Source organism: Paraburkholderia kirstenboschensis (assembly GCF_904848585.1).
Taxonomy (GTDB): domain Bacteria; phylum Pseudomonadota; class Gammaproteobacteria; order Burkholderiales; family Burkholderiaceae; genus Paraburkholderia; species Paraburkholderia kirstenboschensis.
The window spans coordinates 197,609-223,823 of the sequence record NZ_CAJHCR010000010.1 but is presented as its reverse complement, the minus strand read 5'-3'; the positions used below and the strand labels follow the sequence as shown (position 1 = coordinate 223,823).

Annotated in this window: 34 protein-coding genes; 31 read left to right on the top strand and 3 right to left on the bottom strand. The window is 58.4% G+C overall.

What is annotated here, in order from left to right; translation table 11 throughout:
• Positions 1–590: 590 nt before the first annotated feature.
• A complete protein-coding gene (locus JMY24_RS24230; protein ID WP_201703048.1) occupies positions 591–1,070 on the top strand; it encodes a hypothetical protein in 480 nt (159 codons plus the stop codon).
• 94 nt (positions 1,071–1,164) lie between these two features.
• On the opposite strand, the gene JMY24_RS24225 is transcribed toward JMY24_RS24230, so the two are convergent.
• Positions 1,165–1,386, bottom strand: a complete 222-nt coding sequence (locus JMY24_RS24225) for a DUF4224 domain-containing protein (protein WP_128594578.1) — start codon at positions 1,384–1,386, stop codon at positions 1,165–1,167.
• Positions 1,387–1,696: 310 nt separating this feature from the next.
• On the opposite strand from JMY24_RS24225, the gene JMY24_RS24220 reads away from it, so the two are divergent.
• The 9 genes from JMY24_RS24220 to JMY24_RS24180 all read left to right on the top strand — a co-directional run bounded on the left by JMY24_RS24220 (position 1,697) and on the right by JMY24_RS24180 (position 7,051).
• Positions 1,697–1,915 carry a hypothetical protein gene (locus tag JMY24_RS24220; RefSeq protein ID WP_128594579.1) on the top strand — a complete coding sequence of 73 codons (219 nt, stop codon included), beginning with the start codon at positions 1,697–1,699 and terminating at the stop codon, positions 1,913–1,915.
• 22 nt (positions 1,916–1,937) lie between these two features.
• Positions 1,938–2,615 carry a hypothetical protein gene (locus tag JMY24_RS24215; RefSeq protein ID WP_201703047.1) on the top strand — a complete coding sequence of 226 codons (678 nt, stop codon included), beginning with the start codon at positions 1,938–1,940 and terminating at the stop codon, positions 2,613–2,615.
• A 410-nt stretch (positions 2,616–3,025) separates the two neighbouring features.
• A complete protein-coding gene (locus tag JMY24_RS24210) occupies positions 3,026–3,595 on the top strand; it encodes a hypothetical protein (protein ID WP_128594585.1) in 570 nt (189 codons plus the stop codon).
• Positions 3,588–3,905 (top strand): hypothetical protein, encoded by a 318-nt coding sequence (locus tag JMY24_RS24205; protein ID WP_128594587.1) that lies wholly within the window; start codon positions 3,588–3,590, stop codon positions 3,903–3,905. The genes JMY24_RS24210 and JMY24_RS24205 overlap by 8 nt, the downstream gene beginning before the upstream one ends.
• 5 nt (positions 3,906–3,910) lie before the next feature.
• Positions 3,911–4,225 carry a hypothetical protein gene (locus JMY24_RS24200; RefSeq protein ID WP_128594588.1) on the top strand — a complete coding sequence of 105 codons (315 nt, stop codon included), beginning with the start codon at positions 3,911–3,913 and terminating at the stop codon, positions 4,223–4,225.
• A complete protein-coding gene (locus JMY24_RS24195) occupies positions 4,222–4,431 on the top strand; it encodes a hypothetical protein (RefSeq protein ID WP_128594590.1) in 210 nt (69 codons plus the stop codon). Before JMY24_RS24200 ends, JMY24_RS24195 begins: the two co-directional genes overlap by 4 nt.
• A 1,112-nt stretch (positions 4,432–5,543) precedes the next feature.
• Positions 5,544–6,311: a BRO-N domain-containing protein gene (locus tag JMY24_RS24190; RefSeq protein WP_128594592.1), complete on the top strand. Its 768-nt coding sequence runs from the start codon at positions 5,544–5,546 to the stop codon at positions 6,309–6,311.
• A 96-nt stretch (positions 6,312–6,407) separates the two neighbouring features.
• On the top strand, positions 6,408–6,632 hold the full coding sequence (locus tag JMY24_RS24185; RefSeq protein ID WP_128594594.1) for an Acb2/Tad1 domain-containing protein: 225 nt from the start codon (positions 6,408–6,410) through the stop codon (positions 6,630–6,632).
• Between the two features lie 41 nt (positions 6,633–6,673).
• Positions 6,674–7,051 (top strand): beta-sandwich lipoprotein, encoded by a 378-nt coding sequence (locus tag JMY24_RS24180; RefSeq protein ID WP_128594596.1) that lies wholly within the window; start codon positions 6,674–6,676, stop codon positions 7,049–7,051.
• A gap of 271 nt (positions 7,052–7,322) precedes the next feature.
• On the opposite strand, the gene JMY24_RS24175 is transcribed toward JMY24_RS24180, so the two are convergent.
• Complete coding sequence (locus tag JMY24_RS24175; RefSeq protein WP_236597487.1) at positions 7,323–7,517, bottom strand: hypothetical protein; 195 nt, start codon at positions 7,515–7,517, stop codon at positions 7,323–7,325.
• A gap of 57 nt (positions 7,518–7,574) precedes the next feature.
• Here JMY24_RS24175 and JMY24_RS24170 point away from each other — a divergent pair, with 57 nt between their 5' ends.
• The 21 genes from JMY24_RS24170 (at position 7,575) to JMY24_RS24070 (ending at position 26,027) form a co-directional block, all read left to right on the top strand.
• Entirely contained in the window at positions 7,575–8,000 is a 426-nt protein-coding gene (locus tag JMY24_RS24170; RefSeq protein ID WP_128594600.1) for a hypothetical protein, read from the top strand.
• 349 nt (positions 8,001–8,349) lie between these two features.
• Entirely contained in the window at positions 8,350–8,502 is a 153-nt protein-coding gene (locus JMY24_RS24165; RefSeq protein WP_164853423.1) for a hypothetical protein, read from the top strand.
• Positions 8,503–8,673: 171 nt separating this feature from the next.
• Positions 8,674–9,024 (top strand): hypothetical protein, encoded by a 351-nt coding sequence (locus JMY24_RS24160; RefSeq protein ID WP_128594603.1) that lies wholly within the window; start codon positions 8,674–8,676, stop codon positions 9,022–9,024.
• A gap of 185 nt (positions 9,025–9,209) precedes the next feature.
• On the top strand, positions 9,210–9,617 hold the full coding sequence (locus JMY24_RS24155) for a hypothetical protein (protein ID WP_128594605.1): 408 nt from the start codon (positions 9,210–9,212) through the stop codon (positions 9,615–9,617).
• A gap of 291 nt (positions 9,618–9,908) precedes the next feature.
• On the top strand, positions 9,909–10,229 hold the full coding sequence (locus JMY24_RS24150; RefSeq protein WP_201703046.1) for a hypothetical protein: 321 nt from the start codon (positions 9,909–9,911) through the stop codon (positions 10,227–10,229).
• Complete coding sequence (locus JMY24_RS24145; RefSeq protein WP_128594609.1) at positions 10,210–11,538, top strand: phage terminase large subunit; 1,329 nt, start codon at positions 10,210–10,212, stop codon at positions 11,536–11,538. Before JMY24_RS24150 ends, JMY24_RS24145 begins: the two co-directional genes overlap by 20 nt.
• Before the next feature lie 209 nt (positions 11,539–11,747).
• Positions 11,748–13,934, top strand: coding sequence for a portal protein (locus JMY24_RS24140; protein ID WP_128594611.1), 2,187 nt, complete (start codon positions 11,748–11,750; stop codon positions 13,932–13,934).
• Complete coding sequence (locus JMY24_RS24135; protein ID WP_128594612.1) at positions 13,935–14,243, top strand: hypothetical protein; 309 nt, start codon at positions 13,935–13,937, stop codon at positions 14,241–14,243. It abuts the gene before it with no gap.
• Positions 14,244–14,535: 292 nt separating this feature from the next.
• Positions 14,536–15,276 carry a hypothetical protein gene (locus JMY24_RS24130; protein ID WP_128594615.1) on the top strand — a complete coding sequence of 247 codons (741 nt, stop codon included), beginning with the start codon at positions 14,536–14,538 and terminating at the stop codon, positions 15,274–15,276.
• A gap of 9 nt (positions 15,277–15,285) precedes the next feature.
• Complete coding sequence (locus JMY24_RS24125; protein ID WP_128594617.1) at positions 15,286–16,488, top strand: P22 phage major capsid protein family protein; 1,203 nt, start codon at positions 15,286–15,288, stop codon at positions 16,486–16,488.
• A gap of 52 nt (positions 16,489–16,540) precedes the next feature.
• Positions 16,541–17,143, top strand: coding sequence for an HNH endonuclease (locus tag JMY24_RS24120; RefSeq protein WP_236597495.1), 603 nt, complete (start codon positions 16,541–16,543; stop codon positions 17,141–17,143).
• 103 nt (positions 17,144–17,246) lie between these two features.
• Positions 17,247–17,594: a hypothetical protein gene (locus tag JMY24_RS24115; protein WP_128594621.1), complete on the top strand. Its 348-nt coding sequence runs from the start codon at positions 17,247–17,249 to the stop codon at positions 17,592–17,594.
• The gene (locus JMY24_RS24110) at positions 17,591–18,310 is read left to right on the top strand and encodes a hypothetical protein (protein ID WP_128594622.1); all 720 of its coding nucleotides are present in this window, start codon (positions 17,591–17,593) and stop codon (positions 18,308–18,310) included. Before JMY24_RS24115 ends, JMY24_RS24110 begins: the two co-directional genes overlap by 4 nt.
• The gene (locus JMY24_RS24105; protein WP_128594624.1) at positions 18,310–19,734 is read left to right on the top strand and encodes a packaged DNA stabilization protein; all 1,425 of its coding nucleotides are present in this window, start codon (positions 18,310–18,312) and stop codon (positions 19,732–19,734) included. Before JMY24_RS24110 ends, JMY24_RS24105 begins: the two co-directional genes overlap by 1 nt.
• Positions 19,731–20,234 (top strand): hypothetical protein, encoded by a 504-nt coding sequence (locus JMY24_RS24100; protein WP_128594626.1) that lies wholly within the window; start codon positions 19,731–19,733, stop codon positions 20,232–20,234. Before JMY24_RS24105 ends, JMY24_RS24100 begins: the two co-directional genes overlap by 4 nt.
• 3 nt (positions 20,235–20,237) lie before the next feature.
• The gene (locus JMY24_RS24095) at positions 20,238–20,570 is read left to right on the top strand and encodes a hypothetical protein (protein ID WP_128594627.1); all 333 of its coding nucleotides are present in this window, start codon (positions 20,238–20,240) and stop codon (positions 20,568–20,570) included.
• On the top strand, positions 20,570–21,139 hold the full coding sequence (locus JMY24_RS24090) for an aspartyl/asparaginyl beta-hydroxylase domain-containing protein (RefSeq protein WP_128594629.1): 570 nt from the start codon (positions 20,570–20,572) through the stop codon (positions 21,137–21,139). The genes JMY24_RS24095 and JMY24_RS24090 overlap by 1 nt, the downstream gene beginning before the upstream one ends.
• Positions 21,136–21,441, top strand: a complete 306-nt coding sequence (locus JMY24_RS24085; RefSeq protein WP_128594631.1) for a hypothetical protein — start codon at positions 21,136–21,138, stop codon at positions 21,439–21,441. Before JMY24_RS24090 ends, JMY24_RS24085 begins: the two co-directional genes overlap by 4 nt.
• Before the next feature lie 4 nt (positions 21,442–21,445).
• Complete coding sequence (locus JMY24_RS24080; RefSeq protein ID WP_128594632.1) at positions 21,446–22,213, top strand: DNA transfer protein p32; 768 nt, start codon at positions 21,446–21,448, stop codon at positions 22,211–22,213.
• Positions 22,214–22,215: 2 nt separating this feature from the next.
• Positions 22,216–23,736: a hypothetical protein gene (locus JMY24_RS24075; RefSeq protein WP_128594634.1), complete on the top strand. Its 1,521-nt coding sequence runs from the start codon at positions 22,216–22,218 to the stop codon at positions 23,734–23,736.
• A gap of 869 nt (positions 23,737–24,605) precedes the next feature.
• A complete protein-coding gene (locus JMY24_RS24070; protein WP_201703043.1) occupies positions 24,606–26,027 on the top strand; it encodes a hypothetical protein in 1,422 nt (473 codons plus the stop codon).
• Here JMY24_RS24070 and JMY24_RS24065 read toward each other — a convergent pair.
• Entirely contained in the window at positions 25,996–26,211 is a 216-nt protein-coding gene (locus tag JMY24_RS24065; protein ID WP_201703041.1) for a hypothetical protein, read from the bottom strand. The genes JMY24_RS24070 and JMY24_RS24065 overlap by 32 nt on opposite strands.
• Positions 26,212–26,215: the final 4 nt, after the last annotated feature.

Here is a 26,215-nt window from a genome sequence, read left to right as displayed (position 1 = left end):
CTTGATGGGGATACCTTCGGGTATGCCGGTTCCTACTTTCCGGTTCGCCAACCTCGTCTTGTGCCCGCCCACCCCGTTTGGCGACGGGATGCGGGCTTCTATTGAAAGTAGGAGTCCACGCCATGACCTCATCCACCCCGCCTGCCTCCATCTCTTCACTGATCGAAGCTTTCAAACTGTCGACTTAAACCGTCGTTCTGATGGCATCTTTGGCTTCTGATCGCGCATTTGATGATCGAGCTGAAGAAGAAAAATAGTTAAATCTAGCTAGCTGTGCCATGAGATCGCTCGATGGCACGGAGCACTGAGGATTGGGGGGTTTATATGAATGATGTTGTACGTACTGCTAACGGATCGTCGCTGTTTTGGGTGTTAGCTCCCTGCGGACTCTGCTATGGGCCGCCGATGACATACGAGCAAGCATTACAGTGCATCAAGGGACACAGTCTTTATCCCGACGAGCCGAATTGGACGATTGCAAGGGAGGCCGATTTGCAGGCCGCCATCCAGGCGATTGACGCCCGGATGGAAGCGGAGAGTCGAGCACGACTCGCCCAGTTTGAGAGCGAATTCTGTGGGAGGGATCTGTGATGGCTAAACGCAAACATTCGTTCCCAGCCGGCTATGACCGCCACGAGGGGAAATACCTGCTCGTGGTGGGTAAGGACATCATTGCTGGTCCCTTCACATCCTTCGATGAAGCGCATCACGCAAAAACCGAACGTTTCCCCTCTGGCAGGCAACCCGAAAGCGGTCAGCGTGTCGAAGTCAGCTATTCACCGACCACCCGAGATACTCGGCGCTGGGATCGGTTGGACCGCACTCTGCGCGCGCTCGACGTCCAGTATTGGTGTGTTGTCGAGGATCGAAAGACTGAACGAGGCCGGTGTATTGGCTATCCGCTCTCACGGAAGTACTCGACTCGCCAGGAATGTCGCGCAGCGCTGGCGCGAATTAAGGGAAGCAATCCGCGGGCGTACATCGGTGGTGGGACTTGCTTTTTTCACTGGGCCCGGCCGGAAGATATGCAGACGCGTAGGGTATTGCTGGCCGAAATACGCTGTCCATAAACGCGGTCAAGTTAGAGCGTACAGGGTTTCGCGGGGCGGATTCGAGACGATCGGCCTTCAGTTAGCGAGCATCGGCGAGGGCATGAGCCGGCCGTTACTTGCGCTTGCTCCAGTCGGGTTCCCACGTCGGCTCTTCGGGCTTGGATGGCTTCTCGCCGAAAAGACGTTCGACGTGGGCTCGTAGAACGACGATCGAACCGTCTGGCCGGATCTTGTGCTGTACGCCCATGCTGTTCAGCGCATGGATTCGCAGGGAGTTCCGACGCTTGCTGGTCAATTCGGTGAGGTCGTCGTCGGTCAGGAACATGGATGGCATAAGCGTTTGTTGGGTAGTCAGCGGGTTCTGGCGTGGCTCGCCTGATTGCAAAGTACGTCCTGATCGTAACTTGGAAACGTCTTGACAGATATTCTTTAAGATACGCTGTCGATATTCTCAAAGAGGGCACGAAGTGTTACCACCTGAGACATTGTTCGTTATACCGCGTGGATCTTCGAATGCGGCGGATCGCGACGCGGAGTTCAAGGAGTCGGTCTTCAGTCGACGTCTGTTTGTATATGTCGATGAATGGCACAACAAGCGGACGTTGGAGGCGCGAGCATATGGGGTGGCGCCTGGAGATCGACGCGTGCTCATAGGATTCCAGATTGATGCAGACCGCGGCATTGCACCGGAGCAGCTATGGAAGATGATCGACGACCTGGATCGGGTGGTGATCATGAGGGACATGTACGAACCTAGCGAACGCACCGTACCGTCTCAGTATGCAGGTCAGGTCACCCGTTTTGATGCGGTCTCGCCTGACACTGCGCTGGATCTGACGAAGCACGCTGCGGAAGGATATTGAGAAATCAAAATAGAGGTAGACCATGAAAAAAGACGCTGATGCCACTCACCCGATGCGTGAGAGTTTTGGAAAAATGATGGAGATACTTGAATCGGTTATCTCGACCGACGTGGAAGCCGTCGAGTCTACGGTTTCCCAGTGGAACGCTGAGATGGAATCTGCCAAGGCAGATTTGAAGAAGAAGTTTCCGACATATCCGGAGCTTTTGGAGGCGGCCGCCAGGGTTAAAGTTATGAGTTTGCAAGCGTTAGCTCCGTTGCAAATGGCCGTGGGACAGCATTTCGAGAACCTCATAAAGGCTTCCGAAATGCTTCCTTATGTCAACACGCAAAACAATGTAACTACAGCGGAAATCGAAGAATATATGGAGATATTGCGTGGTTCCGTAGAGACAATGTCGACCGTTCATTTAAACAAGGTAAGGCGAGAGCATAAACTTACCAATAGCTCTAACGGGTCGAAAGGTCAGGCAAAGCGGGACGAGAAGTACGATCCGCTACGGCAGAAGGCCATCGAGATGGCTCGAGCCGGCAGCTATGACAGTAGAAATCATGCCGCTTATCAAATCTCGCTGAAGATCATCGACCTGCCCGAATTCAAGAACGCCGGCATGTCTGCCCAGAGTGCAAAGGATACGGTGGCGAGGTGGTTGAAGAAAGAGAATATTGGATTTGGCAAGCATCCGAAGATGAAAAATTAGTATTTGTGTTTGGCGGCCAAACACAAACCACCAGCGGCCAAAAGCACATTATCAGCGCCTATACGCAATACTTTGGTAGCTAGACGTAATATTCAAAAAGTACGCGTTTTCATACAGTCGCCATACCAACCTTCACCAAGGAAAAGAGTATGGCACCGAAGACTACCGAAGTTACCCGCCCGCAGGCGCTTCCGCTCAACGGGTGCTCGCGCTGGGCGGATCTTGAGCCCTTCATCCCCGTGGGCCGTGAGACGTGGCGAAAGCTATGCCTCAGCGGACGCGCCCCCAAGCCCGTAAAGCTGAGCCTCCGCTGCACCGTCTGGAATAACGCGGAGGTCCACATTTGGCTTTCCGCGCCAGCTGCCTATTCGGCCGAGTCCGCAGACAAGCAAGCGGTCTGAGGCGGCTCCATGAAAGACCGCAAGCACAAGAAATCCAGTGAGCGATTCATCCGTATCCCGTTCTGGGTGATGGATATGCCAGCCTGGTTGAAGTTGTCGTTCTCGTCTCGCGCACTCATTCAAGACGTTCTCATGCAATACAACGGCAAGAACAATGGAAAGCTAGTTCTCTGCGAGAAGGCCCTGAAGCCGCGCGGCTGGACAAGCACGACGACCGTTACCAAGTGCAAGAAGGAATTGATCGAACATGGGTTCATGGTCGAAACGCGCAAGGGGGCGAAGCCGAATAAGGCTTCTTGGTATGCCTTGACGTGGCTAGGTCTCGACATTCGGGAGGGGATCGATATAAACCCATCGAAGTACAGAACTTTAGCTCAGCGGCAATTCGAAGTCAGACCGTCAGAAACTGCCATAGAGAGGCGAATGACAGTGCCATTTTCTGACGTAGGGCCCCCTCTTGCTACACCAGAAACTGCCACTATGCGACCAGAAAACGGGGGTTCTCCTATGCCATTTTCTGGGGACTATATAGAGGTTGCCATACCTACTGCTTTTGAAGGGGAGTGCGCGCATGTCTGAAGCGAGCGAACTGACTCAACGCATCCGGGAACTGGAGGCACGACGAGACATTCTCTGGTCTGTGATGGGCGGCTCGAAATCCGGCGCGAACGTGTATGCAGCGTTTCTTGAAGGGCGCCGTAAGCCATCTGCTGCGACGGTGACATTGGCAAGAGCAGAAGGGCGGGATCTGATGGGGGAATATCGGGAACTGCTGGCCGGCAAACTCGCGGCACACGCAATTGCGAAAGCTCAAGCCACGGCGATCGGAGATGAACTGCGGGCGCTTCGTGCGATGGATCAATCGGCCATGTGCCGCACCGGGGAGTAACTGCTATGTGGCTGAAGAAAGGCGAAATCCCGATTCAGGTGGCACAGAAATTCGACCTGTGCTGGGACAAACGGCGCAAGCAATGGTTTGCTGAAGACTCGAACCTTGCGATTCGCGACTGGCTGGCTGGTCAGCAATACCGAGAGAAGGCGCCCAGAGCCGCGCTGCCGGCTTGGAACGGTGCGTCCGACGTGATTCCACTGACCGTGCCGAAGAAGGACCAGGCGGCCGCTAGAGCGCTCGGCGCCGAGAAGGTAGGTGGACGGTGGGTGGTTCGCAAGGGACTCGGCATCGGCCGTTTTGAGAGGTGGCTCCCATGATCGATATACAGCCTGCGAAGTTGCGGCCCGGCGTCATGAAGGTGCGCCCTGCGATGCCCGACAAGGAGCGTTGGAATAGACTCACGCAGCGTGATTATCTGCTGTGGGCGATCGGCGCCATTGAGCGAGTGACCTACAAGGCGACGCGCATTGAAGACGCTCGAGGCGCTCTGTACGAGCTGAATGGGATGGCGGGAGCATGGTGACCGTTCAAATCCGATCCCACGCCGACGCATCTGTAATCGGATTACACGCGGTGCGCGCCGAGTACCGGGTTGCCAAGAGAGCAACTGGGGTTGCTGAAACGGCAATTGCTGAAACAGCAACCCCAGTTGTCAGAACGACAACCGTTGTCGATTCAACAACAGTTGTCATTTCAACAACCCCGTGGGTGGGCCTTGGAAGCCCCGTCTAAGGGTGTGCGCCGTTGGCGCGCCCCCCCTTTCGACCTTGGTAGCAAGTCAGGTCGACAAAAGTGCAACGTTGCCCCTTTAGGCGAGACGCGGGTATAGATGCGGCACCGTCTACACGGGCGTCTCAGTACAGACCTGCACAGGGGGTTACCGAATTCGTAACCGTTACTGAATCAGTAACTGGTTCTGTGACAGAGCGCAGGCGTGCATAAAGCGTCGGATGTCACAGAGACGGGGAAGACGTGTCCGCCGGACAGGAGCGTGACGTCCGAGGGACATCCGAGCGTGTCCCGCGGGACAACCTTGGGACAGACGCGGGACGGACGCGTGACAGATGTCACGGTGGCAGCGTGACAGATGCCCGGAGCAATGCTCCAAGCATTTCCTGCAGCACGCTGCGGTCGTCACCTTCGACCGCACCGAAGGTAGGCTTTGGTAAAGGGTTAGGGGAAGGCTTAAGGATAACCTTCGGCCAACCTTTGGGGAAACCTTCTGGGAAGCCTTTGATGTCGGCTTGATATCAGGCTGATATCGCGGCGGTAACGATTCGGTAACGGTTATGGCTTCAGTAGTCCTAAATCGGGACTAGTCCCACGATGGGACAGGTGTCCCGAATTGGGACTGGCAGGCGTTAGCAGATGCTAAGCACTTGCTAGGCGGGTGCTAGCACTGTGCTAGCAGGGCGATTGCAGACGAGTGCAACGCGATGCAACGCGATGCAACGCGCGGTGACGCGCGGTGACGCAGTGAAACGCTGTGTGACGTACGAGGGTTCGCGAACGTTCGCGAGGATTCGAGAACCCGCGGGTAACCCATGGGATAACTCAGCGGAAACCCATGGGTTTTGATTGGATAACCCACTGAGTCTTCATTTAACTGTTCAACATATCTTGACAGGAGTCTTAATGAATAGCATCATCACACGTAGCTTCGAAAACAAAGAAATTCGCATCATCGCGGATAAGCAAGGGGATACATGGTTCAACGCCGCGGATGTGTGCGAGGCGCTGGAACTGGGTAACCCGTCACAAGCGATCAAATCGCACGTCGACGAAGATGACCTCCAGAAAATGGAGAGCATCGACAACCTCGGTCGCGTTCAACGGATCAACCATATCAACGAATCAGGCCTCTACGCGCTGATTCTCGGCAGCACCAAGGAAGAGGCCAAGCGGTTCAAGCGGTGGGTTACGCACGATGTGCTGCCGACCATCCGCAAAACTGGCTCTTTCGGATCATCGAAAACGTCTGCAGTAAGCCAGACCATCGACGCCACGAAACTCTTCCAGCCGTGCTTCCGAATTGCGCGCCTAATTGGGTGCGACAAGCAAGCCGCGGCGATCAGCGCCAACCAGGCGGTGCAATCCCTTACCGGAACGAATGTGCTGGGATTGCTCGGGCAAACCCATCTCGTAGCCGAGAATCAGGAATCGCTCTATTTCACGCCTACCGAGCTTGGAAAGCGAGTTGGCACATCTGCCCGCAGCATGAATCTGCGTCTGGCGGCGGCAGGCTTCCAGGTGAAGGGCGGTGCGTGCTGGGAATTAACTGAAACTGGCCGGCGCTTTGCGCGAATCTTCGACGCGGGAAAGAAGCAGGGCAGCGGCGTCCCGATCCAGCAAATCAAATGGTCGGCTGAAGTTACCTCAATGATTGGGCGCGACGCAGCTTAAACACGGTGGCGCGGACTACATGTCTCAAAATATATTAATTAGTACAACGTACAGCAAACTTTAACCAAGTTTCCCAAGCGCGGAAAAGGAGAGCAGATGGAAAACCAGCATCAACACATCAAGGGCTACCGGGATCTCACGCCGGAAGAGATCTCGTCGATGAACACGATCAAGGACATGGCAGAAGACATCCGCGTCGAACTGGAAGCGCTCGAGTCGCTTCCAGAGGTCGACAAGCGCTGGCTGGCAATCGGCAAGACGAACCTGCAGCAGGGCTTCATGGCGGTGATCCGGTCGATCGCCAAACCGACGACGTTTTAACTGCGGAGAATCCCGCATTTTCGCTACGGACAAAAATCGCGATGAAAAAGGTCATTTTGGCGCTCGCGGGTTTAACTGTGCTAGCCGCATGCAGCAACGATGCCGACGTAGCGTCGCATAACCTGTCCCAGGCGGCGGACAACTTTCAGATCGAGCGCCGGATCATATTCATCAATGGGATCACGGATCGCTATCTGATGCAGATCGAAGGGCTGTGCTCGCTCGGCAATGCGGACAAGAGCCGGGAGCTTTCGGTCACATGCAAGACGGGCCCCAACAGCTACAAGAAGCACTTCCTTGGCCTGTCAGACAACGTGACGTACTTTGTCGAGCAGATTGAACCGGCCAGCGTCAGCGTGTACCACTACGCAGTAACGTTCAAGCCTGAAGCGATCGTTCCTGATGTATCGATCAAATGATGGCGGATACACCGTGCCCATACAGCGAGAGCTTCACCGCGAGAACTCGACATAGCGTTTGATCTGCGAAGTCCTGTCGAGACCCATGACGCAGCCGGAGATATCGAGCCGGGTCGACGTCACCATTGGTTGCGCGTGCAAATACTGAAGCCGCTGCCCGAGGTGGGGCCGCGTCTGACTGTCGCAGGCGCCGAGCGAAGGAACTGTGCGAAATCATGAATCAGATCATTCGCAGGAAGTTGTTATTTGCGTAAGCCCTATCGCCTGTATGTCACCCGACGATGCTTAGAAGTTCCGGGAGTGTCATGTCGCCGAAATGTTCTTCCAGCACGACGAACAGCGCTGCGTCATACGCGGTGCAGTGCCTCGGTTTGAAGATGTCGAACTCTCCGAACTGCGCGACCACGCTCGCTTCAGCGGCAGCGCTCGCGGATTCGAAGATTGCTTTGGCTTGGGGGATGGTCATGTTCAGGTTCATGAAAGGTCTAACGGCAGCGTCAACAAAATCTTGAGAGAAACTTGGATGACAGAACAGCAAATCGATGCATACTGCGACCGTTGGCTGTGGTGGAGTCAGACACGCCGTCTGTACGTGCCGGCAGGTAAGCTGAATATTCTGGCAAGGCTGCAGCCTCGACGATCGGCGGTGCGCGAAACGGATGCGCGGCTCGATGCTGAGATGCCATTCTTCAACTCGGCGTTGCATGGCCTGTTCGACGAAGAGGGACGATCGGAAGAGGCCGCATGCTTCCTTGGCGTTTACTGGTACGACGCGAAGATCAAGCAGGTCGCCGCTGAACTGAAGTGCGCCCGCGGCACCGTCTATAACCGGGCTCGAAGATTTGCCCAGGACGCAATCAGGATGAGCAAAGCGCTAAAGAAAGCACAAGAGACTATGAGTGCGCAGTGTTCAAGAAATGTTGAGCAAAATAGTTCGTGCGTTGATTGAACAGTCTGCATTAAAATCTGTAGCTTATAGGCAGTCTCGAAAACTGTCTCTGAAGCCCGCCGAGCGAAAGCAAAGCGGGCTTTGTGCTTTTACCCGCGCCGTCTCATCATCTCGTCGGCATATAGATATGCGACGCGCACGTTACTTGCGTCGAAGTTTCCACCCTGATCGCCAGACAGAATGCCCTGCAAAGCGGCTGCTGCGAAGTAGTCGCGGATAGTTATGCCCGCAGCCTGTACGGGTCTTGACGGTCCATTGGCTGAGATTTCTGGGACTGGGAAAGCGGGTCCACCGTTCGACATCTCGATTCTCCTTTTGTGTGCCGGCCTATCCGGCTCTGGAATATTACATGGATAGCCCGCCGGACGGTCAGCGGATTGTCGATTCGCTGGAACGGGACATCACGCACGTGCGCGCTATGGACGCCGCGCTTAAGGCATCGCTGATAAATCGACTCGATGAGTTGCGAGAGATTTTGGGTCAGCCGAAGTCCGCAGCATAAATGGCGGTTTCACGATGGGCTATCTCGATCGGGAGGAGTAGGTCGGCATCCTTATGAGGCCGTTACGGCCGCTCTTCACGATGGCAATCCAACCATTGAGAGCGGTTTCTGTGATAATTCCGGCGCTGGATTCGATCTGGCGTTGATAACAGAAACCTTTCGAGGAGCCTCATGGATATTGCAACAGCAGAAGCACATATTAAAGATTCGTTTACGCGAAATAACGCAGTGATTGCCCAGTACGCATCTGACGCAATCGCCCGCATTGAACGACAGTCTGCGGTTCTTACGGACATCGTTTCGTTGAAGTCGGACCTTACCCTTGATCAGGTATCTGTCGCAAAAAACGCGGCTCTCGACATGCTCGCAGTCTGGGATGAGTTCACGCGTCTCGCTACGGAATTGGCGAATGATCCGGACGGCGGCATTGGCCTGCAGAATCGTCAATCGACAGTGGCTGGGAAGTATCAGGCGGGTATGACTGCGTATCAAAAGATTAAGGGTTGGGCGTCGGCGATCTGATTCGGAGACGACGTTCTCACTAACACAAAACCGCCTTAGGGCGGTTTTTTCGTTTAAACGCCGTCTTCGCAAGCCGTGAGTGCGCTAACCGCGGCAGCTACGAATGTTCTGGAAGCCCGACCTCCGCCGGCTTGCCGGAACTCGTAGGGCGCATGTCGTAGCACCTTCAACCCTTGGAGCAGATCATGAGCGATCCGATTGCAGAAGCAGCAAGCCTGAACGATGCAGCGCCGAGCAGCACCGAGCCGCAGCAGATCGCACCCGATGTGCCTGCGGAGCCTGCTGTTTCGCAGACACCGGCTGTTCTACAGGTCGCGGTTGAAGCGGGAAACGCCGATGCGGGCACGTCGCCCGCTGGTGCTGCTAAGCCTGCCGTTACGGGCAACGTGCTGTTGAACGCGTCGCCGGTCATTGATGCGCCGGTGCTGGCCGAGCCCGTCGCCGAGGCTGAGTCCGAACCGCTGCCGCGCGAATCGCACCTGATGCTGCTCGCGCACAAGCTCGCAGCGATGCACTCCAAGCTCAAGAACGGCGAGCGGATCGTGATCGATGAGTTCGAGCAGATCCTCGGGCATATCCAGGCTGTTCTCTAAACGGCCACTTGAAAGATGGGTCGCAAGTCTTCGCTCACGCCAGAACAATGGGTAGAGATCGAACGGCGCCATCTCGTCGATGGTGAATCCGTCCGATCTCTTGCCAAGGAGTTCAGCGTTGACGAGGCTGCGATTCGCCGCAAGATAAATCCGCAAAAGTCCGCAGACGAAAAGTCCGCGAAAAGCTTACGGGAACTGGCGGATGCGAAACTCAACGCTGATAAGGCCGTGCGTGAAATATCCGCGGAAATATCCGCGCTGCCGATTTCGCGACAGCAGATCGTGAGCGACTTGGCGCAGAAGCTGATGAACATTAGTGGCCATCTGGCGTCTGCTGCGGAATACGGTGCTGCGACTGCTCACCGGCTGTCGGGCATCGCGCACATGAAGGTCTCTGAGATCGATGACGCTAAGCCCCTCGACCAAGCCGGCATTGAAACGCTGAAGGGTATTGCGGTGCTCACGAAGATGGCGAACGAGTCGAGCGAGATTGCAGTCAATCTGCTGAACGCGAATAAAGAAACCGTGAAGGAACTGAACAAGCCGCGCGATCCGTCGACGGACGTCAGGCGCGTGGAACTGGTGCCAATGGATGACAACGGCGCAAATTGATCTTCCGCGCAAGCTGATTCCGGTATTTGCTGGAGAAGCGGACGTACGCGGGGCATACGGCGGTCGTGGTTCGGCCAAGACGCGCAGCTTCGCAAAGATGGCTGCGGTGCGTGGGTACATCTACGGTACCGCAGGAATCACAGGAATTTTGCTTTGCGCCCGGCAGTTCATGAACTCGCTTGAAGACTCCTCGCTCGAGGAAGTGAAGCGGGCGATTGAAGAGGAGCCGTTTCTGGCCGCGTATTACGAGATTGGTGAAAAGTACATCAAGAGTCGTGACGGACGGATTTCGTTCGCGTTCTCTGGTCTTGATCGGAACATCGCGTCGGTCAAGTCGAAAGGTCGGATCTTGCTGTGTTGGGTCGATGAGGCCGAGCCGGTAACCGATGAAGCGTTCACCACGCTGATACCGACGCTCCGGGAAGAGGGCGACGACTGGAACGCTGAGCTGTGGGTGACGTGGAACCCGAAGCGGAAGACGGCGGCGGTCGAAAAGCGCTTCAGGTACACCGAGAGCCCTCGCGTGAAGGTGGTCGAGCTTAATTGGCGCGACAACCCAAAGTTTCCGCGAAAGCTGCAGCGCGACCGTCAGACTGATCTCGACGAGCGGCCGGAACAGTGCGATCACATATGGGAAGGCGGGTATGTGACCGCGCTCGAAGGAGCGTACTTCACGAAGCACCTGGCCGCGGCGAAAGAGCAGGGCCGAATCGGCTTTTTCCCGGCCGACCCACTGATGACGATTCGCCTTATCTGCGACATCGGCGGGACAGGCGCACGTGCTGATGCGTTCGTGATCTGGGCGATGCAGTTCATCGGGCGCGAGATCCGGATCGTGAATTACTACGAGGTAGTCGGTCAGCCAGTCGATGCGCACGTAGCGTGGTGTCGGGCCGAGGGTTACACGCCTGATCGCGCGCAGTTCTGGTTGCCGCATGATGGATCGACGCAGGACAAGGTTTATGACGTCTCGTATCAGTCCGCGTTGAAGGCCGCTGGATACAAGGTGACGGTGGTACCCAATCAGGGCAAAGGCGCAGCGATGCAGCGTATCGAGCGTGCGCGCGTGCTTTTCCCGCAGATCCGCTTTAACGCAGAGACGACTGAAAAAGGCCGTGACGCGCTCGGCTGGTATCACGAAAAGCGCGATCAGGCGCGCGGCATTGGGCTTGGTCCAGAGCACGATTGGGCCAGCCATGGCGCCGATGGATTTGGCCTCGGTTGCGTCATATGGGAAGAGCCGACCCCTCCGAAACCTAAACCCGTTGTCCGTAGCCCATCAGGTGGCGCTGGCGGATGGATGAGCTAATCATGAGTCAATACGCACAAGGCGAGACGTTATATGTCGTCCGATCGGGAATGCCTGACCTCATCAATCGACAGGTGTTGGTAGTCGGAAACGGTCGTGATGACCGGATGACGGAGGTTGAGTGCATTGGCGACTGGTCGTTTCCTCACGGCGAAAAGCGCGCACAGGTTGCAGAGGCGAATTTGTCGCGCATCCGGAAGGCAGGCTAAATGGCACGTAAACGCAAATCCGACGACGCTGAGGCGAGCGGGCTGGACCCGATCGTCAAGGAAGCTAAGGATAGGTTCGACCGTTGCCAGGACGCCGAGGAAAACTTCCGCAAGCTGTTCGTCGAGGACATGAAGTTTGCGAACGGCGACCCGGATAACAACTGGCAATGGCCAGACCGGATTCGCCAGTCTCGCGACGGCGACGCGCGCCCGTGCCTCACGATCAACAAGGTGCGACAGCACAACCTCCAGATCATCAACGACGCGAAGCAGAACAAGCCGAGCATCAAGACGCTGCCGATCGACGGACAGGCGGATATCCAGATCGCGAAGATTCTGGACGGCATCATGCGTCACGTCGAATACAACTCGCACGCCGAGATTGCCTATGACACGGCGACCGAGTTTGCCGTTCAGGGCGGCCTCGGGTACTGGCGTGTGATCACTGACTATGCGCACGATGGCTCGTTCGAGCAGGAAATCTTCATCCGTCGTGTCAAGGATCCGCTGAGCGTCTATCTGGACCCGGATATTCAGTCGGCTGACGGCGCTGACGCCAAGTTCGGCTTCGTGTTCGAGGACGTGCCGAAGGACGAATACGAGGCGATGTATCCGGAGGCAGACCCGGCAAGCGTCTCGTTCCCGATGGAAGCGACCGGCGATCCGTGGCTTGAGAAAGATCACGTGCGCGTGTGCGAATACTTCCGCCGCGCCGAGGAGACCGACACGCTGATCAACCATCCGACGCGCGGGCCGATGAAGCTGTCAGACGTCGAGGACGAGAAAGAGCGCAAAGCGTTGCAGGATGACGATAGCGTGAAGAAGCGCGGCGTCACTGAGCCGCATTTCGAGTGGTTCAAGATCGCCGGCGACAAGATCATCGACCGTAAGGAATGGCCGGGCCGCTATCTGCCAATCGTGCGCGTGGTGGGCGAAGAGATCGTCATCAACGGCAAGGTTGAGCGCAAAGGCCACACGCGCAACATGAAAGACGGCCAGCGCATGTACAACTACATGACGTCGGCCAACGTCGAATACATCGCGTTGCAGACCAAGACGCCTTATGTCGCGCCCGCTGAGGCGATCGAGGGTTATGAGGACGAGTGGGCGAACGCGAACAAGGATAACAAGGCGTATCTGCCTTTCAACAGCCTCGACGAGAACGGCAACCCGATTCCCCGTCCGCAGCGCGAGCAGCCTCCTGTAGGCGCTTCTGCGTACCTGCAAGCCATGCAAACGGCGCAGCAGGAACTGATGATGACCTCGGGCCAGTATCAGGAGCAGTTCGGCGCGCCGTCGAACGCTGATGCGGGTGTTGCGATCGCCGCACGCCAGCGGCAGGGCGACAAGGCCACGTATCACTTCATCGACAACGTTGCTCGAGCGATCCGCTACACCGGCCGCATCATGGTCGACCTGATCCCGAAGATTTACGACACGCAGCGCGTGGTTCGGATCGTCGGCGAGGACGGCAGCGAGGACTTCGCACAGATCAATCCTGAGCAGCCGCATGCCGTGGGCGACGCGCAGGGCAACGCGCAGCAGGCACCTGCCGATAACTCGAAGCTGAGCGCCGCGCAGGCTGCGCAACTTATCTACAACCCCGGTATCGGCCGCTACGATGTGACGGTTGAGGTTGGACCAAGCTACGAAACGCGCCGTCAGGAAGCGTTCCACGCGCTCACGCAGATCATGTCGCAGGATCAGGACCTGATGAAGGTCGCAGGCGATCTGCTGTTCAAGGCCGCGGACTTCCCGATGGCCGAAGAAGTAGCCGAGCGTCTGCATCGCACGATTCCCGCGGCGATCCTCGGTGAAGGCCCGACGCCGACAGAGCAGGATATGGAGCAGAAGATCCAGCATATGGGCCAGATGATCGAGTACATGTCAGCGATGCTCCAGAGCAAGCAGCAGACGGAAGCGCGCGAGGATGCGCACGTCAACATCGACATTTACAAGGCGGAAACCGATCGCCTGAAGGCTATCGCGCCTGACATGGCGCCGGAACTCATTGCTGCGATCGCTGCGCATCTGGTTACCGAGACGCTGCGTACCGGAGACCCGAGCCAGATCCAGCCGATGCCGAGCGGTACGCCGCCCGATCCATCGCAGCAGCAACCGCAGTCCCAACCGAACCCGCCGAGCGCGGGTTTTTCTTTGCCCGCTCAACCTCAACAGGGGGCCTAAATGGCCGGTTACACAGGAATTCTCCAGGACCTCGGCAGCACGACGCCGATTCAGGGCCTCTACAACATCAAGCAGGTTCTGGCGCCTGCATCCGTCGCGGCTAACACGAGCGCCGAGCAGACGTTCACCGTTCCCGGCCTCGCCGTGGGCGATTCCATCGACGTGAATAAGGCATCGCATCAAGTGGGCCTGTCGATCGGCAATGTGCGCGTCTCCGCGGCGAACACCCTGGCGATCCAGTACGTGAACACGACCGGCGGCGCAATCGTACCGGCGACCGAGCAATACATCATTGGGGGCCAACGCTGATGTTTGGAGCGATCGCGAACATTCCCGCAAGCCACCTTCGCGAAATGCGCGTTGAAGAGCTTGCGAAGAAGCTGATCGTTTCGTTCGCAGCGAATCCGACGGCTATGGAATTGCGAGGGGACGACATCGTCTTGATGGCTTTCAAATTAGCCGAAGCGTTCGACGATCACGCACAAGGCCGCCGCAAATAACTGATCACAGCTTTCCAGAAGGCCCGTTTCCAGCAATGGAGCGGGCCTTTTTGCTTTCCGTACCGGCGCGGCATCACCGGGCTCAATCCTTGGATACGTCCATGCAAACCGATGAGAACGCTTCAACCGAAGTAGAGAACGTCACGCCTACGGCCTCCACGGAACAGGCGCAACAGCCCGCCGAAGTAAGCACGGACCCGGGCGCCGGGCAAACCGCAGAGCAGATCGAGCAGCAGTCGCAGCAGGAAAAGCCCAAGAACGATTGGGTTCAACGACGCATCGACCAGCTCACGCGGGAGAAACACGAGGAAAAGCGGCAGCGCGAAGCACTGGAAGCTCAGTTGCGGCAGTACCAGCAGCCGGCAGAGACGACGCAGCAGCAGCCCCAACAGCGGCAGATGAGCGCCGATGACGTGCGGGCCGAAGCGCGGCGCCTCATCCAGCAGGAGAAGTTCGACGAAGCCTGCAACAAGGTGTTCGACGCAGGTAAGACCGAATTTGCATCCGACTGGGATTCATCGTTGCGGACGTTCCAGATGCTCGGCGGCGCATCGCCCGAGTTTCTCGAAGCCGTCACGGCGATGGACGCCGGCCACAAGGTATTGCATCACCTCGGCCAGAACCCGGAAGTCGCTGAACGCCTGCTGTCCCTTCCTCCGTTGCGCATGGCGCTTGAACTGGCCCGTCTCGAATCGACGGTCGGTCAGGCAAAACCCAAACCCGTTTCCAACGCCCCCGCACCGATCAACCCGATCGGCGGACGGTCTGCGCCTGTCGAGCCCGAAGAGTTCGCGACGGCAGCCGAGCAGATCGCGTGGTGGAAGAAACACGGCTCCAAATGAGGCTGAAAAATGGCTAATACCCTTCTCAATACCAGCAAGATCCTCGACAAGTCGTTGATGATCCTCGAAAACAACCTGGCGTTCTCGTCGCGCGTGAACAAGGAATACAGCGACGAATTCGCCGTCAAGGGCGCTAAGGTCGGCTCGACCGTCAACGTGCGCAAGCCGGTGCGCTTCGTCGGTACGACCGGCCCCGCGCTGAACCTCGAAAACGTGGTGGAAACCGTCGTGCCGGTCACGCTCGACACGCAGTTCCACGTCGACTTCACGTTCTCGTCGCAGGAACTGACGTTGAACATTGACGACTTCGCTGAGCGCTATCTGGCGCCAGCGATGGCGACGATCGCCAACAAGATCGACCTCGACGGCCTGGGTCTGTACACCACGGTTGCGAATCAGGTTGGCACGGCTGGCACCACGCCGAGCGACATCGCAACGCTGCTGGCCGCCGGCACGCGCCTCGATCAGGAAGCCACGCCGCGCGACGGTCAGCGCACGGTCGTATGGGACCCGGCTGCGAACGGCTCAATGGTGAAGTCTGCCGCCGGCCTGTTCAATGCGCCGCAGAAGATCAGCGACCAGTACGCAAGCGGCATCTTCGTGCCGGCGTTGGGCTTCGACATCGGCATGGACCAGAACGTGCGTCAGGCGACCGCAGGCACGCGCACCAACGGCACGGTTTCGGGTGCAGGTCAAACGGGTAGCACGCTGCTCGTGACCGGTCTGGGCGCTGCTGCGACGGTCGCGGCTGGCGATACCTTCACCATCGCCGGCGTGTTCGCAGTGAACCCGCAATCGCGCCAGTCGACGCGCGTGCTGCGCCAGTTCACGGTGCTTACTGCGGCGACCGCTGACGGCTCGGGCAATGCCACGCTGTCGATCTTCCCGTCGATCAACACCGCTGCGTCGAACCAGCAGTATCAGACGGTCAGCGCTGGCCCGGCGAACGCTGCTGTGGTCACGTGGGACGTCGCTGCGGGCACGCAGTACACCGTGAACATGGCGTACCACAAGAACGCCTTCACGCTTGCGACTGCTGACCTGCAAATGCCGGAAGGCGTGGACTTCTCTGGCCGCCGCAATCACAAGGGCATCTCCATGCGGATCGTGCGTCAGTACGCGATCGGCACGGACACTTTTCCATGCCGTATTGATGTTTTGTACGGGTGGCGCCCTATTTACAATGAGCTGGCCTGTAGAATTGCTGGCTAGTTGATTGCATTCCGTATCTACCTTATCATGTTTGTACAAGTGAGGGGTGGATATGGAAACTTGCTGTGTTGCTGGTTGTGGGAAAAAAGCCAAGTCGCGCGGTCTGTGTGGCACTCACTATGAGCGCATGCGACTTGGCAAAACGATAGATAAGCAGCTTCAGACTCAGCATCACGGTCTGTCGAAGCGCGAACGGTTCGAGAAACGGGTTGAGAAGATGGAGTCCGGTTGCTGGCATTGGACCGGAAGTCTGAACAAGACCGGGTACGGGCAATTCAATCTGAATGGCGACCGGCCAATCCTGACACACCGGGCATCTTGGCTGATCTATAAAGGCGAGATACCTGTCAATTCGGAAAGCGCCTATCAGACGCTGTATGTGCTTCACAGTTGCGACAACCCGAAATGCGTCAATCCAGAGCATCTGTTCCTTGGATCTCAACAGGGAAACATGGACGACAAGATGGCGAAGGGTCGCCATGCATACGGGAACGCGCTTGGCGAGAAGCATGGCAATGCAAAGCTGACTCCTGATCTTGTGAGAGAGATACGAGCCAGTGCCGAAACAGAATCACAGCTTTCAAAGCGACTCGGAATTGCTAGATCAAGTATCTATGCAGTCCGACGCGGACAGACGTGGAAGCACGTCACCTGACATGCAAGACAAACAAGCGGGCCCACTTCGGTGGGCCTTTTTCATTTCTGGGGCTGAAATGTTCGGAATTGCTTTCGGTCCATACCTACCGCTGGAGTGGCTAATGCCTTACACCTATGTTGAGTTCCCGAAGTGGACGCGCAACGGCAAGCAGGAGCGCATTGTGCATTCGCGCGAGGAACTGGAAGCGCTCGGCGAGGGATGGTCGGACGAGAAACACAATCCGCCGAAGGTCTATATCGATTCCGAGACGTTCCAGCATTACCCCAAGTGGGTCGGCGACAAGCTTGTTCATAGCGCCGAGGAAGAGGCTGCGCTCGCGCCGGCTGAGCCCGAGCCCGAACTGACCGACGAGCGCGCGATGCTGATCCAGATCGCCGATGAAAAAGGCGTGAAGATCGACAAGCGCTGGTCGGCTGAGAAGATTCGTGCGGCTCTGGAGGTAGCGTGACGACCGCCGCCGATCTGATCACGCTCGCGCTGAAGGATATTGGCGCGCTCGGCGTCGGTCAGGCTGTCTCTGCCGAAGATACGGCCGATGCGCTCGCGACGCTGAACATGATGCTCGGCCAGTGGGCGGCGGAACGTCTGAGCGTCTATCACCTGGTGGATACGGCCAAGCAATCGACTGGTGCGCAGTCATACACGGTCGGCATCGGCGGCGATTTCAATGTCGCGCGTCCGATCAAGATCAACGCGGCCTATGCGCGCCTGACGAGCAGCGGCGCAGGAAGCGCGGTCGACTACCGCATCAACATGATCGACGCGCGCGAGGACTATGCGCGGATCAGTCTCAAAACGCTGTCGTCGTTCCCGGAATGGGCGTTCTACGACTCCGCGTTCCCGCTTGGCAACCTGTTCCTGTATCCGGTGCCGAACAGCAGCTACGAGCTGCACATCGTCACGATGGACACGTTGCCGCAGTTTTCCGCCGCCGGAACTGTGGTAAGTCTGCCGGCGCCGTATATGGCGGCGATCCGCTACAACCTCGGCATCTATCTGTGCCCGTCGTATCAGCTTGAGCCGACGCCTTCGCTCGTGCGGCTCGCGATGAACGCGAAGCGCGTCATCAAGCGCATGAACAATCAGATTCCGCAGTTGACGATGCCGCGCGGGCTCATGTCGAAGTCGCGCTATAACATCTACAGCGACACGGAGTCGAACTGATGCGCGTCCCGCTCACGACCGGCGCGTATCAGTCGCGCAGTGTGATCGCTGAGGCGCAACGCTCGGTGAACCTGTACGCAGAAGCGAACCCGCAGGACGCGCCGTGTCCGTTCACCTATTACCCGACGCCGGGCCTGACACTCGTCTCGACACCGCCGGTAAGTGGGGAGAGCCGCGGCATCTACACCGCGAGCAACGGCAACCGGTACGAGGTCGTCGGGGCCAACTTCTATGCCGTCAGCCAGTCGAATGTGTACACGCAGATCGGCTTGCTCGGGTCGTCGTCAGGCCCGGTTTCGATGGTCGACAACGGGACAGACCTGTTTGTGGTCGACGGGACGGTTTCCGGGTACACCGTGAAGATCGCGACGAATGTCATGTCGCCGGTGACCGATCCGGCGTTCTATGGCGCGGACAGGGTTGATCTGGTCGACGGCTACTTTCTGTTCAATCGGCCCGGCACGCCGCAGTTCTATATTTCGCTGTTCGACGGTGTGACGTTCGATCCGCTCGACATTGCGTCGAAATCGACCTATTCGGACAACCTGGTCACGCTCGCCGTGATGCACCGGGAAATCTGGCTCTTTGGCGAACTGACTACAGAGGTCTGGTACAACACGGGCGCCACCGATTTTACGTTCGGTCGCATGCCGGGCGTGTTCATCGAGCACGGGTGCGCAGCCAAACACTCGGTTGCAAAGATCGACCTCGCGCTGTTCTGGCTCGGACGGGATCTGCAAGGGCAGAACATCGTTTTCGCTGGCCGTAACTATCAGGCAGAGCGCATTTCGACGCACGCAATCGAGCAGGCGCTGTCCGATTACTCGCGCGTGGACGACGCAATCGGGTTCTCATACCAGCAGGGCGGCCACGCCTTCTATGTGCTGACGTTCCCGACCGCCAATGCGACGTGGTGCTTTGACGTGGTGACGGCGCAATGGCATCAGCGCGGCTATCTCGAGGCAGATGGCACATTCAGCCGCCACCGGATGAACTGCCACTCGTTCAACAACGGGCGCAATCTCGTCGGCGACTGGCAAACGGGCAACGTGTACATGCTCGACCCGAACGCCTACACAGACAACGGCGTGACGATCGAATATGTGCGCGCGTTCCCGCACATTCTCGGCGCCGACGGTAATCGCGTGCTGTTCCGCCAGTTCATCGCAGACATGGAAGTCGGCAACGGCTTGCCGGATGACTCGGCCGATCCTGAAATCCGGCTGCGCTGGAGCGACGACCGGGGCCGTAGCTGGGGTAATTGGGTCGTGGGCAGCCTCGGCAAGGTCGGCGAATACCTGACCTCCATCCAGTTCCAGCGGCTCGGCTATGCGCGTGATCGCGTGTTCGAACTGTCATGGTCCGCGCCCGTCAGGACTGCGCTTAATGGTGCGTTCGTCGATGTGTCGAGGGCACGCACGTGAGCGACGCCACGAACAGCAATATCCCGAATCCGGGTGTGCCGTTCTTGGATCAGTCGGGGCGCATCACTCAGGTATGGTGGGCGTTCCTGCTGGCGATGTTCCAGCGCACCGGGGGCACCGGCACGCCGACGCCGCCTGCGCAGATTGATTACACGCCGCTCATTGACGCACAGGTGCCGTATTCGCTATTCCAGCCCGAACAGGATGCGCCTGCGCCTGTTGCATATCCGCATGTAGCAGCCGATGCGCCGCCGGAGCCTGTCAGCGCGCCGTATGTGCCTGCTGATCCGGTCGAGGACATTTTCACGGCGGGCCCGAGCTTTACACCGGGCACCACGACAACCCTGACGCTCTCGAAGGTCTACACATCGAAGGCTGCGGTGCTTGTCCACTTCGATGGAACATTCCAGGCGACGGACCAATACAGCGTTTCAGGCAACACGATCATCTTCACGTCAGCCATTCCGGTCGGCGTGTCCAAAGTCTATGCGCGAGGCTAAAGCATGACGACCAAATATCGCGAAATGGTGGCGGCCCAGACGCTTACGGGCAGCGCTGTTTCCTATTACACGACGCCGGCCGGTACATACGGCGCACTCCACGCCGGCAGCATCTGCAATCCGACTGGCGCCGTTGTGACGGTGAACGTCTACAAGGTTCCGAATGCTGGTTCCGCTGGCGCGCCGACAAAGATCGCGAGCAAGGTGGTCGGCCCCGGCGCGACGATTGCCGTCCCCGAAATCGTGAATCACAAAATGGAGCCCGGCACGCAGCTTTACGCCGATGGCCTCGCCTGCACGCTGAATATCAGCGGAATCGAATACGTGCCGAGCTGATGCGACATTTCCTGCAAATCGCCTCGGGCGTGGACGTCGCTCCGCTCATGTCGGCCATCGACGCGCAGCCTGATCTATGGGACGCGCACCGGGAGCGCAAGGAATCGGATGGCACGCCGCACGCGCGCATGTCGGATATCTGGGTCAGGTACAACGATAAATCGCGATATCAGGATCGCGAGTCGTTCAACGCTGAGCACGTGCCAGTCTGGTATCCGGCATGGCATGCGCTGCCTCAGATGCGCCCGATCATCTTCGACCTGATGGCGAAGGTTCAGGGCGAAATGCTTGGCGGCGTTCTCATCACGCGCATCCCGCCCGGAGGCGGTATCGCTGCGCATGTGGACCGAGGCTGGCACGTCGAGTACTACGACAAGTTCTATGTGTCGTTGCGCAGCGCTCCCGGCGCTGAATTCTTCTGTGACCACGACGGTACGACTGAGGCGCTGAACCCCAAAGAGGGGGAAATCTGGCGCTTCGATAACCGCAAGAATCATTGGGTCGAGAACAACAGCAAGATTGATCGCGTGACGCTGATCGTCTGCATCAGGACGGACAAATACAAATGATCGACCTTCAGATTCAGCACTTCTTCTCCGGCCGCGAGTACGCGAAGCAGATGACGCTGCCGGCGGGCCACTACGCGGAGACGCATGAACACCAGTACGACCACATTTCGATTCTGGCTGCTGGCGAGGTCATCGTCTGCATTGACGGCGTGCAGGAAAAGCACATCGGCCCGACCGCACTCGTCATTCCAGCCGGCAAGGTGCATCGGATCGACGCCATCACCGATTCGGTGTGGTTCTGCATCCATGCAACGGATGAAATCGATCCTGAAAGGGTCGATCAGGTTTTGATCAAGGGGTAAAGCTATGCCATGGGGATTTGCAGCAGCAGCGGTGGGCTCGATTGCAGGCGCCGTGATCAGTGGCGATGCGTCCAAGAGCGCCGCGAACACACAGGCGCAAGCGGCCGAAGACGCGGCGCACCTTCAGAACGATCAGTACAACAACACCCAGGCCAATCTCAAGCCCTATATGGATCTGGGGGCGAGCTACATTGATCCGCTGAAGAATGCGCTCGCGAACCCGATGCTCACGCAGCAGTTCAGCGCTCCGAGCGCGGCGGATGCCGCTTCTACGCCGGGTTATCAGTTCACGCTGAATCAGGGGCTGAAGTCGGTTCAGAACAGCGCAGCCGCGCGCGGGCTTGGCGTGTCAGGTGCAGCACTGAAGGGTGCCGCCAACTACACAACAGGGCTTGCTGATTCGACCTATAACGATGTGTTCAATCGCGCGCTTCAGACGTTCAACACGAACTACAGCAGCGCGGCCAATAACGTGAATCGCCTTTCGAACATTGTCGGCAGCGGCCAGAACGCCGCGGCCACGAATGGTTCTCTCGGCGCGCAGGCGGTCGGCAATATCGGGAACACGCTGACGAGCGGCGCGAATGCTTCTGCGGCGGGGACCATTGGGAGCGCAAATGCGCTCACGGCCGGTTTGAACGGACTCGGCAGCAGCGCATTGACGTATGGGCTCATGACGAACAACGCCGCCGGCGCAGGATCTAGCGGTGCCGGCGTTCCTGGGTGGACACCATCCACTTCTGCCGGCAATGGCATGTCATTCGGAGTGTAACGATGCCAATCGATCCAAGCATTGCATTGAACGCCAATCGGCCGGCGCCGGTTAACCCGCTGCAACAGGCTCTGTCGGTTGCGCAATTTCGCTACATGAACAGTAACGGTCAGGCGCTCCAGCAACAACTCGACTCCAACCGCGCGACGTCAGAAGCGTATCAGCAGGCGACGGACCCGACGACGGGCGCGGTCGATAACAACAAGCTTGTCGGCATCCTTAGCCAGGACCCGCGCGCGGCCTATAACCTGCCACAGGTGATGCAGGGAATCCAGAATCTGAAACAGGCGAATCAGACCTATCAGACGGGGCAAGTGAAGCTGAGTAGCGATCAAATCGACAACGCGGCGAAGATGAACACTATGATCTATCAGCGCCTTTCCACACTTGACCCGAACGACCCGAAGTTCTCGGCTAAGGTCATGCAGAACGGCGTTGATCTGATCAACCAGTTCCACGCCGATCCGGCGATGGTGATGAGCCATCTTCAGGGTATACCGCAAGATCCGGCGGGACGTCAGGCATGGCTTCAGCGCGGCCTCGCATCGGTTTCGGGAACATTGGAAAACCTGAAGGCCATGACGCCGAACCCGACTCAAGTCGACACGGGCGGCTCCCTGACATACGTCGACACGAATCCGCTGACGAACCCGAGCATCGTCGGATCGACCATCAACAAGACGCTCGATCCGGTAACGGCTTCGTCTCCGGTTTCGGTCAACGGCCCGAACAATCAGCCGGGCATTGTGCCGCGCGGCGAATTGTGGAACGTGCCGCCCCTGCCGAATGGACCGAACCCGGCCGGCGCTGGCGCTACGGCTCCAATGCCTGGCGGCCCGCAACCTGGCGGCGCCGCGCCGACGCAAGCCGGTCGTGGTCACTTCGTGGCGACGGCACCGGCAATGGGTGTGCAGGGTTCGAATGACGGAAATGTGCAGACCGTCAATACGCACTGGACCGCGCTTTCGAATGACGCGAGCAACGCGCAGACGAATATCGGCCTCGCGCAGAACATCAAGGCGTATGCGGACAAGGCGCTCACGGGCAAGCAAGGTGACAAGCTCGCCGCGGTGAACGGCCTTTTGTCCATCTTCGGGCAGGGGGCGCAGTCCGATCTCAACACGGCGACCGACCTCCTGCAGAAGAATATGGCGCGCCTGTCGCTCACGTCGCGTCAGAGCGCTGGCGGAACGGATGCGGCCGGCGCTCTGGCTACTGCTGCGAACCCGCACGGCACCATGACGGCTGACGCAATCAAGGACGCAGCGGATCAGGTCATCGGCGCGCAGCAGATGGCGCTGTCAGAGCAGAAGGTGTTGCAGCCGTACAAGCTCAACAACAACGTCGCGGGCTATCAGCAGGCGCAAACGCAATTTAATCAGGCGGCAGACCCGCGTATCTGGCAATTCGCCAACATGAACGCGCAGCAACGCGCGAACTTCAAGGCGAACATGAGCCCGGCTGATCAGAAGGCGTTCGCCAGCAAGATCCGCATACTTGAAGGGATGGGGGCAATCCAATGAGTCTTGCCGACGATTTCGACTCGATAGGCGCGACGCCAACGAAGGGCGCGGCTCCGGCCGCACCCGCTGTGGCAAAGCCTGCCTCATCGCCGGCTGTTCCGACATCGTTGGCGGATCAGTTCGACGCGACGCCGACGACGGCCGCCAAGGCGCCGGCTCCGAAGCCGGATGCAGCGCAGCCACATGAGACCATGCCGCTTGATATTCTCGGAGGTGCCGTTGAGCCCCTGGCCACAATGGCAACAGGTGCGCTCGGCAGCGTGGCGGGCGGCATCGCGCGTCTTGGCTCTGCGGCACTTGGCAGCAGCTATGACGACGCCAAGGCAACCGGCAACAAGGTAGCGGATGCGCTGACCTATCACCCGCAGACGCAGGGCGGTCAGCAGGCTTTGGCAGGCCTCGGTGATCTGGCGACGAGCGCGAAAAACGCCGTGATGAATTCGGCTGTCGGGCCGGCCATAGCCGCGGCCGGAAACGCCTACAACGATACATTCGTGAAGGGTGCACCAAACGCATTGATGGCGACGATAAATGCACAGGTCCCGGCTGTCGTCGGGAATGTGGTCGCAGGGAAGGCCGGCTCCGCAGTCGTGGATGGTCTGACGGCTGCACCGAATGCGCTAAGGCAGGCTATTGCAAAGCCGGTAGCGGCTGGAGAGCGGGTCGAGCCGACGTTGCAGCCTTCAGGCGCTACACCTCCGGTTGCCTCTCCGAACCCGGCACCGGGTGCCGTCCCTCCCGCGGCTGCAGCATCGCCTCAAGGTTCGACTCTTCGTGGCGTTGGCGCGGCCCAGGCGAACCAGAATCCGTACGCCGGTCAGCTAACGGGAGAGGAAGCGGCGCGCGGCGGAAGTTCGGCATTCCCGCAAGTGAAGGTAGCGAAGAGCGCTGGCGATGTTCCTGGCGTGGAACAGGCGGTGCGTGCGCAGATCGCGAACGAAATACTCGGGCCCGAAAACGATGCGGTTCGTACAGGCGTTATTACGGGCAACGAAGACACGCTTCGAAGCGAACACACGTTGTCGCGCAGTTCGGACAACACTCCCGAACAAATCGCTCTACGAAACCAGATTGCACGCGAGCAACAGGCGCTTTCTAACTATGCGCAGGCCCGCGTCGACGCAACAGGCGCAAGCCCGAACCTGACCAACAACGAGCAGCGCGGCCAGGTGATTAACGACGCGGTGCACGGCGAAGGTGGGCTTAACGAATATTTCCAGCAAGCCAAGCAGCAGATTTACGATCGGGCGCGGGCTGAGTCCGGCGAAAATCCGATTCAGACGAGCCACGTTGATGCGCTGTTGAGCGACCCGCAATTCATGGCTGAAGCGGAGCGCGGCGGAAATGCTCGCGTCGTATCTGGTATTACGCGGTTGATGGACCTGGCTCGCAACACTGGCTTTCGCGATCCCATCACAGGCGAAGTGACGTCGCCCGGAAGCGTGGCGGCATGGGACGCAGTACGCAAGTCAAACAACGCTGACTGGAATGAGGCTAACGCTCGCACGATCGGCTCGATCAACCGCGCTATCGATCAAGACATTGCATCGGCGGCTGGGTCGGATGCGTACAAGTTGGGCGATGCAATCCACCAGGCTCAGCAGACGATCATGGGGGCGCGCGGATTCAAGCAGGTTTTCGGTGATGCAGACGCTAACGGCGTGAAGTCAGGCGCTGCTGTTGAGCAGATCCCGAGCCGTTTGAACAATATGCCGCTGGATCAATGGCGCCATATCTACAACACGTTCGACGATCTCTCGCGCGGCCGCATCGCTGGCGCACCGGATGGCGTGCCAGATATCCCGCAAGGGCTCCAGCAGGCAGCGCAGGCGGCTAAGAACGAAATGTCTGGTGCACTAGCTCGAGAAGTGTACGAGCAGGGCGCAGGCAAGGTCGGCGTTTGGAACCAGAACAGCGTCAACAAGACGTTGAACTCTGTTGTCGGGCAGAAGATTTTGCAGACCTTCCCGCCCGATGAAGTCGAGAAGTTCCATACGCTCAACTATGGCGGTCAGATCATGCCGGGCGTCCACTCATATGAGGGCGCCGGCCTTCAGACTCAGCGCTTGAACAAGGGGAGTCTTGTCGAAAAACATGCAGGCAAGATTGGCGCTTCGCTAGGTGGCGGCCTGGGTGGCGCGATCAGCGGCGGGGCGGCTGCTAGTGCTGGCGCCGGAGCTGGCGCATGGGCCGGTAATAAGCTTGCTGCTGGGCTCGCATCTAAACGGCTAGAGGGCGAGGCGAACCAGCTTATCGATGCTATGCGATCGAACTCAAAACGCGGTCGATAGGCCAGACAACATCGGCGAGCCAGTTCCAAACCCACTGGCTCTCTTTGTCGTCTGTAACCGCCGCATAGATCATCAAAGGAATCCATGCCTGAGTGCAGACCACGACGACAAGCGCTGTCACCTGAAATAGCCATTTAACCGTTTTCATTTGATCCCCAAGCCCTCCCTGTGAGGGCTTTTTCATTATA

Bases quoted from the DNA above. Each gene is read 5' to 3' on its own strand.
- JMY24_RS24230 (WP_201703048.1), top strand. From the start codon at position 591: ATGGCTAAACGCAAACATTCGTTCCCAGCCGGCTATGACCGCCACGAG.
- JMY24_RS24225 (WP_128594578.1), bottom strand. From the start codon at position 1,386: ATGCCATCCATGTTCCTGACCGACGACGACCTCACCGAATTGACCAGC.
- JMY24_RS24215 (WP_201703047.1), top strand. From the start codon at position 1,938: ATGAAAAAAGACGCTGATGCCACTCACCCGATGCGTGAGAGTTTTGGA.
- JMY24_RS24210 (WP_128594585.1), top strand. From the start codon at position 3,026: ATGAAAGACCGCAAGCACAAGAAATCCAGTGAGCGATTCATCCGTATC.
- JMY24_RS24205 (WP_128594587.1), top strand. From the start codon at position 3,588: ATGTCTGAAGCGAGCGAACTGACTCAACGCATCCGGGAACTGGAGGCA.
- JMY24_RS24200 (WP_128594588.1), top strand. From the start codon at position 3,911: ATGTGGCTGAAGAAAGGCGAAATCCCGATTCAGGTGGCACAGAAATTC.
- JMY24_RS24195 (WP_128594590.1), top strand. From the start codon at position 4,222: ATGATCGATATACAGCCTGCGAAGTTGCGGCCCGGCGTCATGAAGGTG.
- JMY24_RS24190 (WP_128594592.1), top strand. From the start codon at position 5,544: ATGAATAGCATCATCACACGTAGCTTCGAAAACAAAGAAATTCGCATC.
- JMY24_RS24185 (WP_128594594.1), top strand. From the start codon at position 6,408: ATGGAAAACCAGCATCAACACATCAAGGGCTACCGGGATCTCACGCCG.
- JMY24_RS24180 (WP_128594596.1), top strand. From the start codon at position 6,674: ATGAAAAAGGTCATTTTGGCGCTCGCGGGTTTAACTGTGCTAGCCGCA.
- JMY24_RS24175 (WP_236597487.1), bottom strand. From the start codon at position 7,517: ATGACCATCCCCCAAGCCAAAGCAATCTTCGAATCCGCGAGCGCTGCC.
- JMY24_RS24170 (WP_128594600.1), top strand. From the start codon at position 7,575: ATGACAGAACAGCAAATCGATGCATACTGCGACCGTTGGCTGTGGTGG.
- JMY24_RS24165 (WP_164853423.1), top strand. From the start codon at position 8,350: ATGGATAGCCCGCCGGACGGTCAGCGGATTGTCGATTCGCTGGAACGG.
- JMY24_RS24160 (WP_128594603.1), top strand. From the start codon at position 8,674: ATGGATATTGCAACAGCAGAAGCACATATTAAAGATTCGTTTACGCGA.
- JMY24_RS24155 (WP_128594605.1), top strand. From the start codon at position 9,210: ATGAGCGATCCGATTGCAGAAGCAGCAAGCCTGAACGATGCAGCGCCG.
- JMY24_RS24145 (WP_128594609.1), top strand. From the start codon at position 10,210: ATGACAACGGCGCAAATTGATCTTCCGCGCAAGCTGATTCCGGTATTT.
- JMY24_RS24140 (WP_128594611.1), top strand. From the start codon at position 11,748: ATGGCACGTAAACGCAAATCCGACGACGCTGAGGCGAGCGGGCTGGAC.
- JMY24_RS24135 (WP_128594612.1), top strand. From the start codon at position 13,935: ATGGCCGGTTACACAGGAATTCTCCAGGACCTCGGCAGCACGACGCCG.
- JMY24_RS24130 (WP_128594615.1), top strand. From the start codon at position 14,536: ATGCAAACCGATGAGAACGCTTCAACCGAAGTAGAGAACGTCACGCCT.
- JMY24_RS24125 (WP_128594617.1), top strand. From the start codon at position 15,286: ATGGCTAATACCCTTCTCAATACCAGCAAGATCCTCGACAAGTCGTTG.
- JMY24_RS24120 (WP_236597495.1), top strand. From the start codon at position 16,541: ATGGAAACTTGCTGTGTTGCTGGTTGTGGGAAAAAAGCCAAGTCGCGC.
- JMY24_RS24115 (WP_128594621.1), top strand. From the start codon at position 17,247: ATGCCTTACACCTATGTTGAGTTCCCGAAGTGGACGCGCAACGGCAAG.
- JMY24_RS24105 (WP_128594624.1), top strand. From the start codon at position 18,310: ATGCGCGTCCCGCTCACGACCGGCGCGTATCAGTCGCGCAGTGTGATC.
- JMY24_RS24095 (WP_128594627.1), top strand. From the start codon at position 20,238: ATGACGACCAAATATCGCGAAATGGTGGCGGCCCAGACGCTTACGGGC.
- JMY24_RS24090 (WP_128594629.1), top strand. From the start codon at position 20,570: ATGCGACATTTCCTGCAAATCGCCTCGGGCGTGGACGTCGCTCCGCTC.
- JMY24_RS24085 (WP_128594631.1), top strand. From the start codon at position 21,136: ATGATCGACCTTCAGATTCAGCACTTCTTCTCCGGCCGCGAGTACGCG.
- JMY24_RS24080 (WP_128594632.1), top strand. From the start codon at position 21,446: ATGCCATGGGGATTTGCAGCAGCAGCGGTGGGCTCGATTGCAGGCGCC.
- JMY24_RS24075 (WP_128594634.1), top strand. From the start codon at position 22,216: ATGCCAATCGATCCAAGCATTGCATTGAACGCCAATCGGCCGGCGCCG.
- JMY24_RS24065 (WP_201703041.1), bottom strand. From the start codon at position 26,211: ATGAAAAAGCCCTCACAGGGAGGGCTTGGGGATCAAATGAAAACGGTT.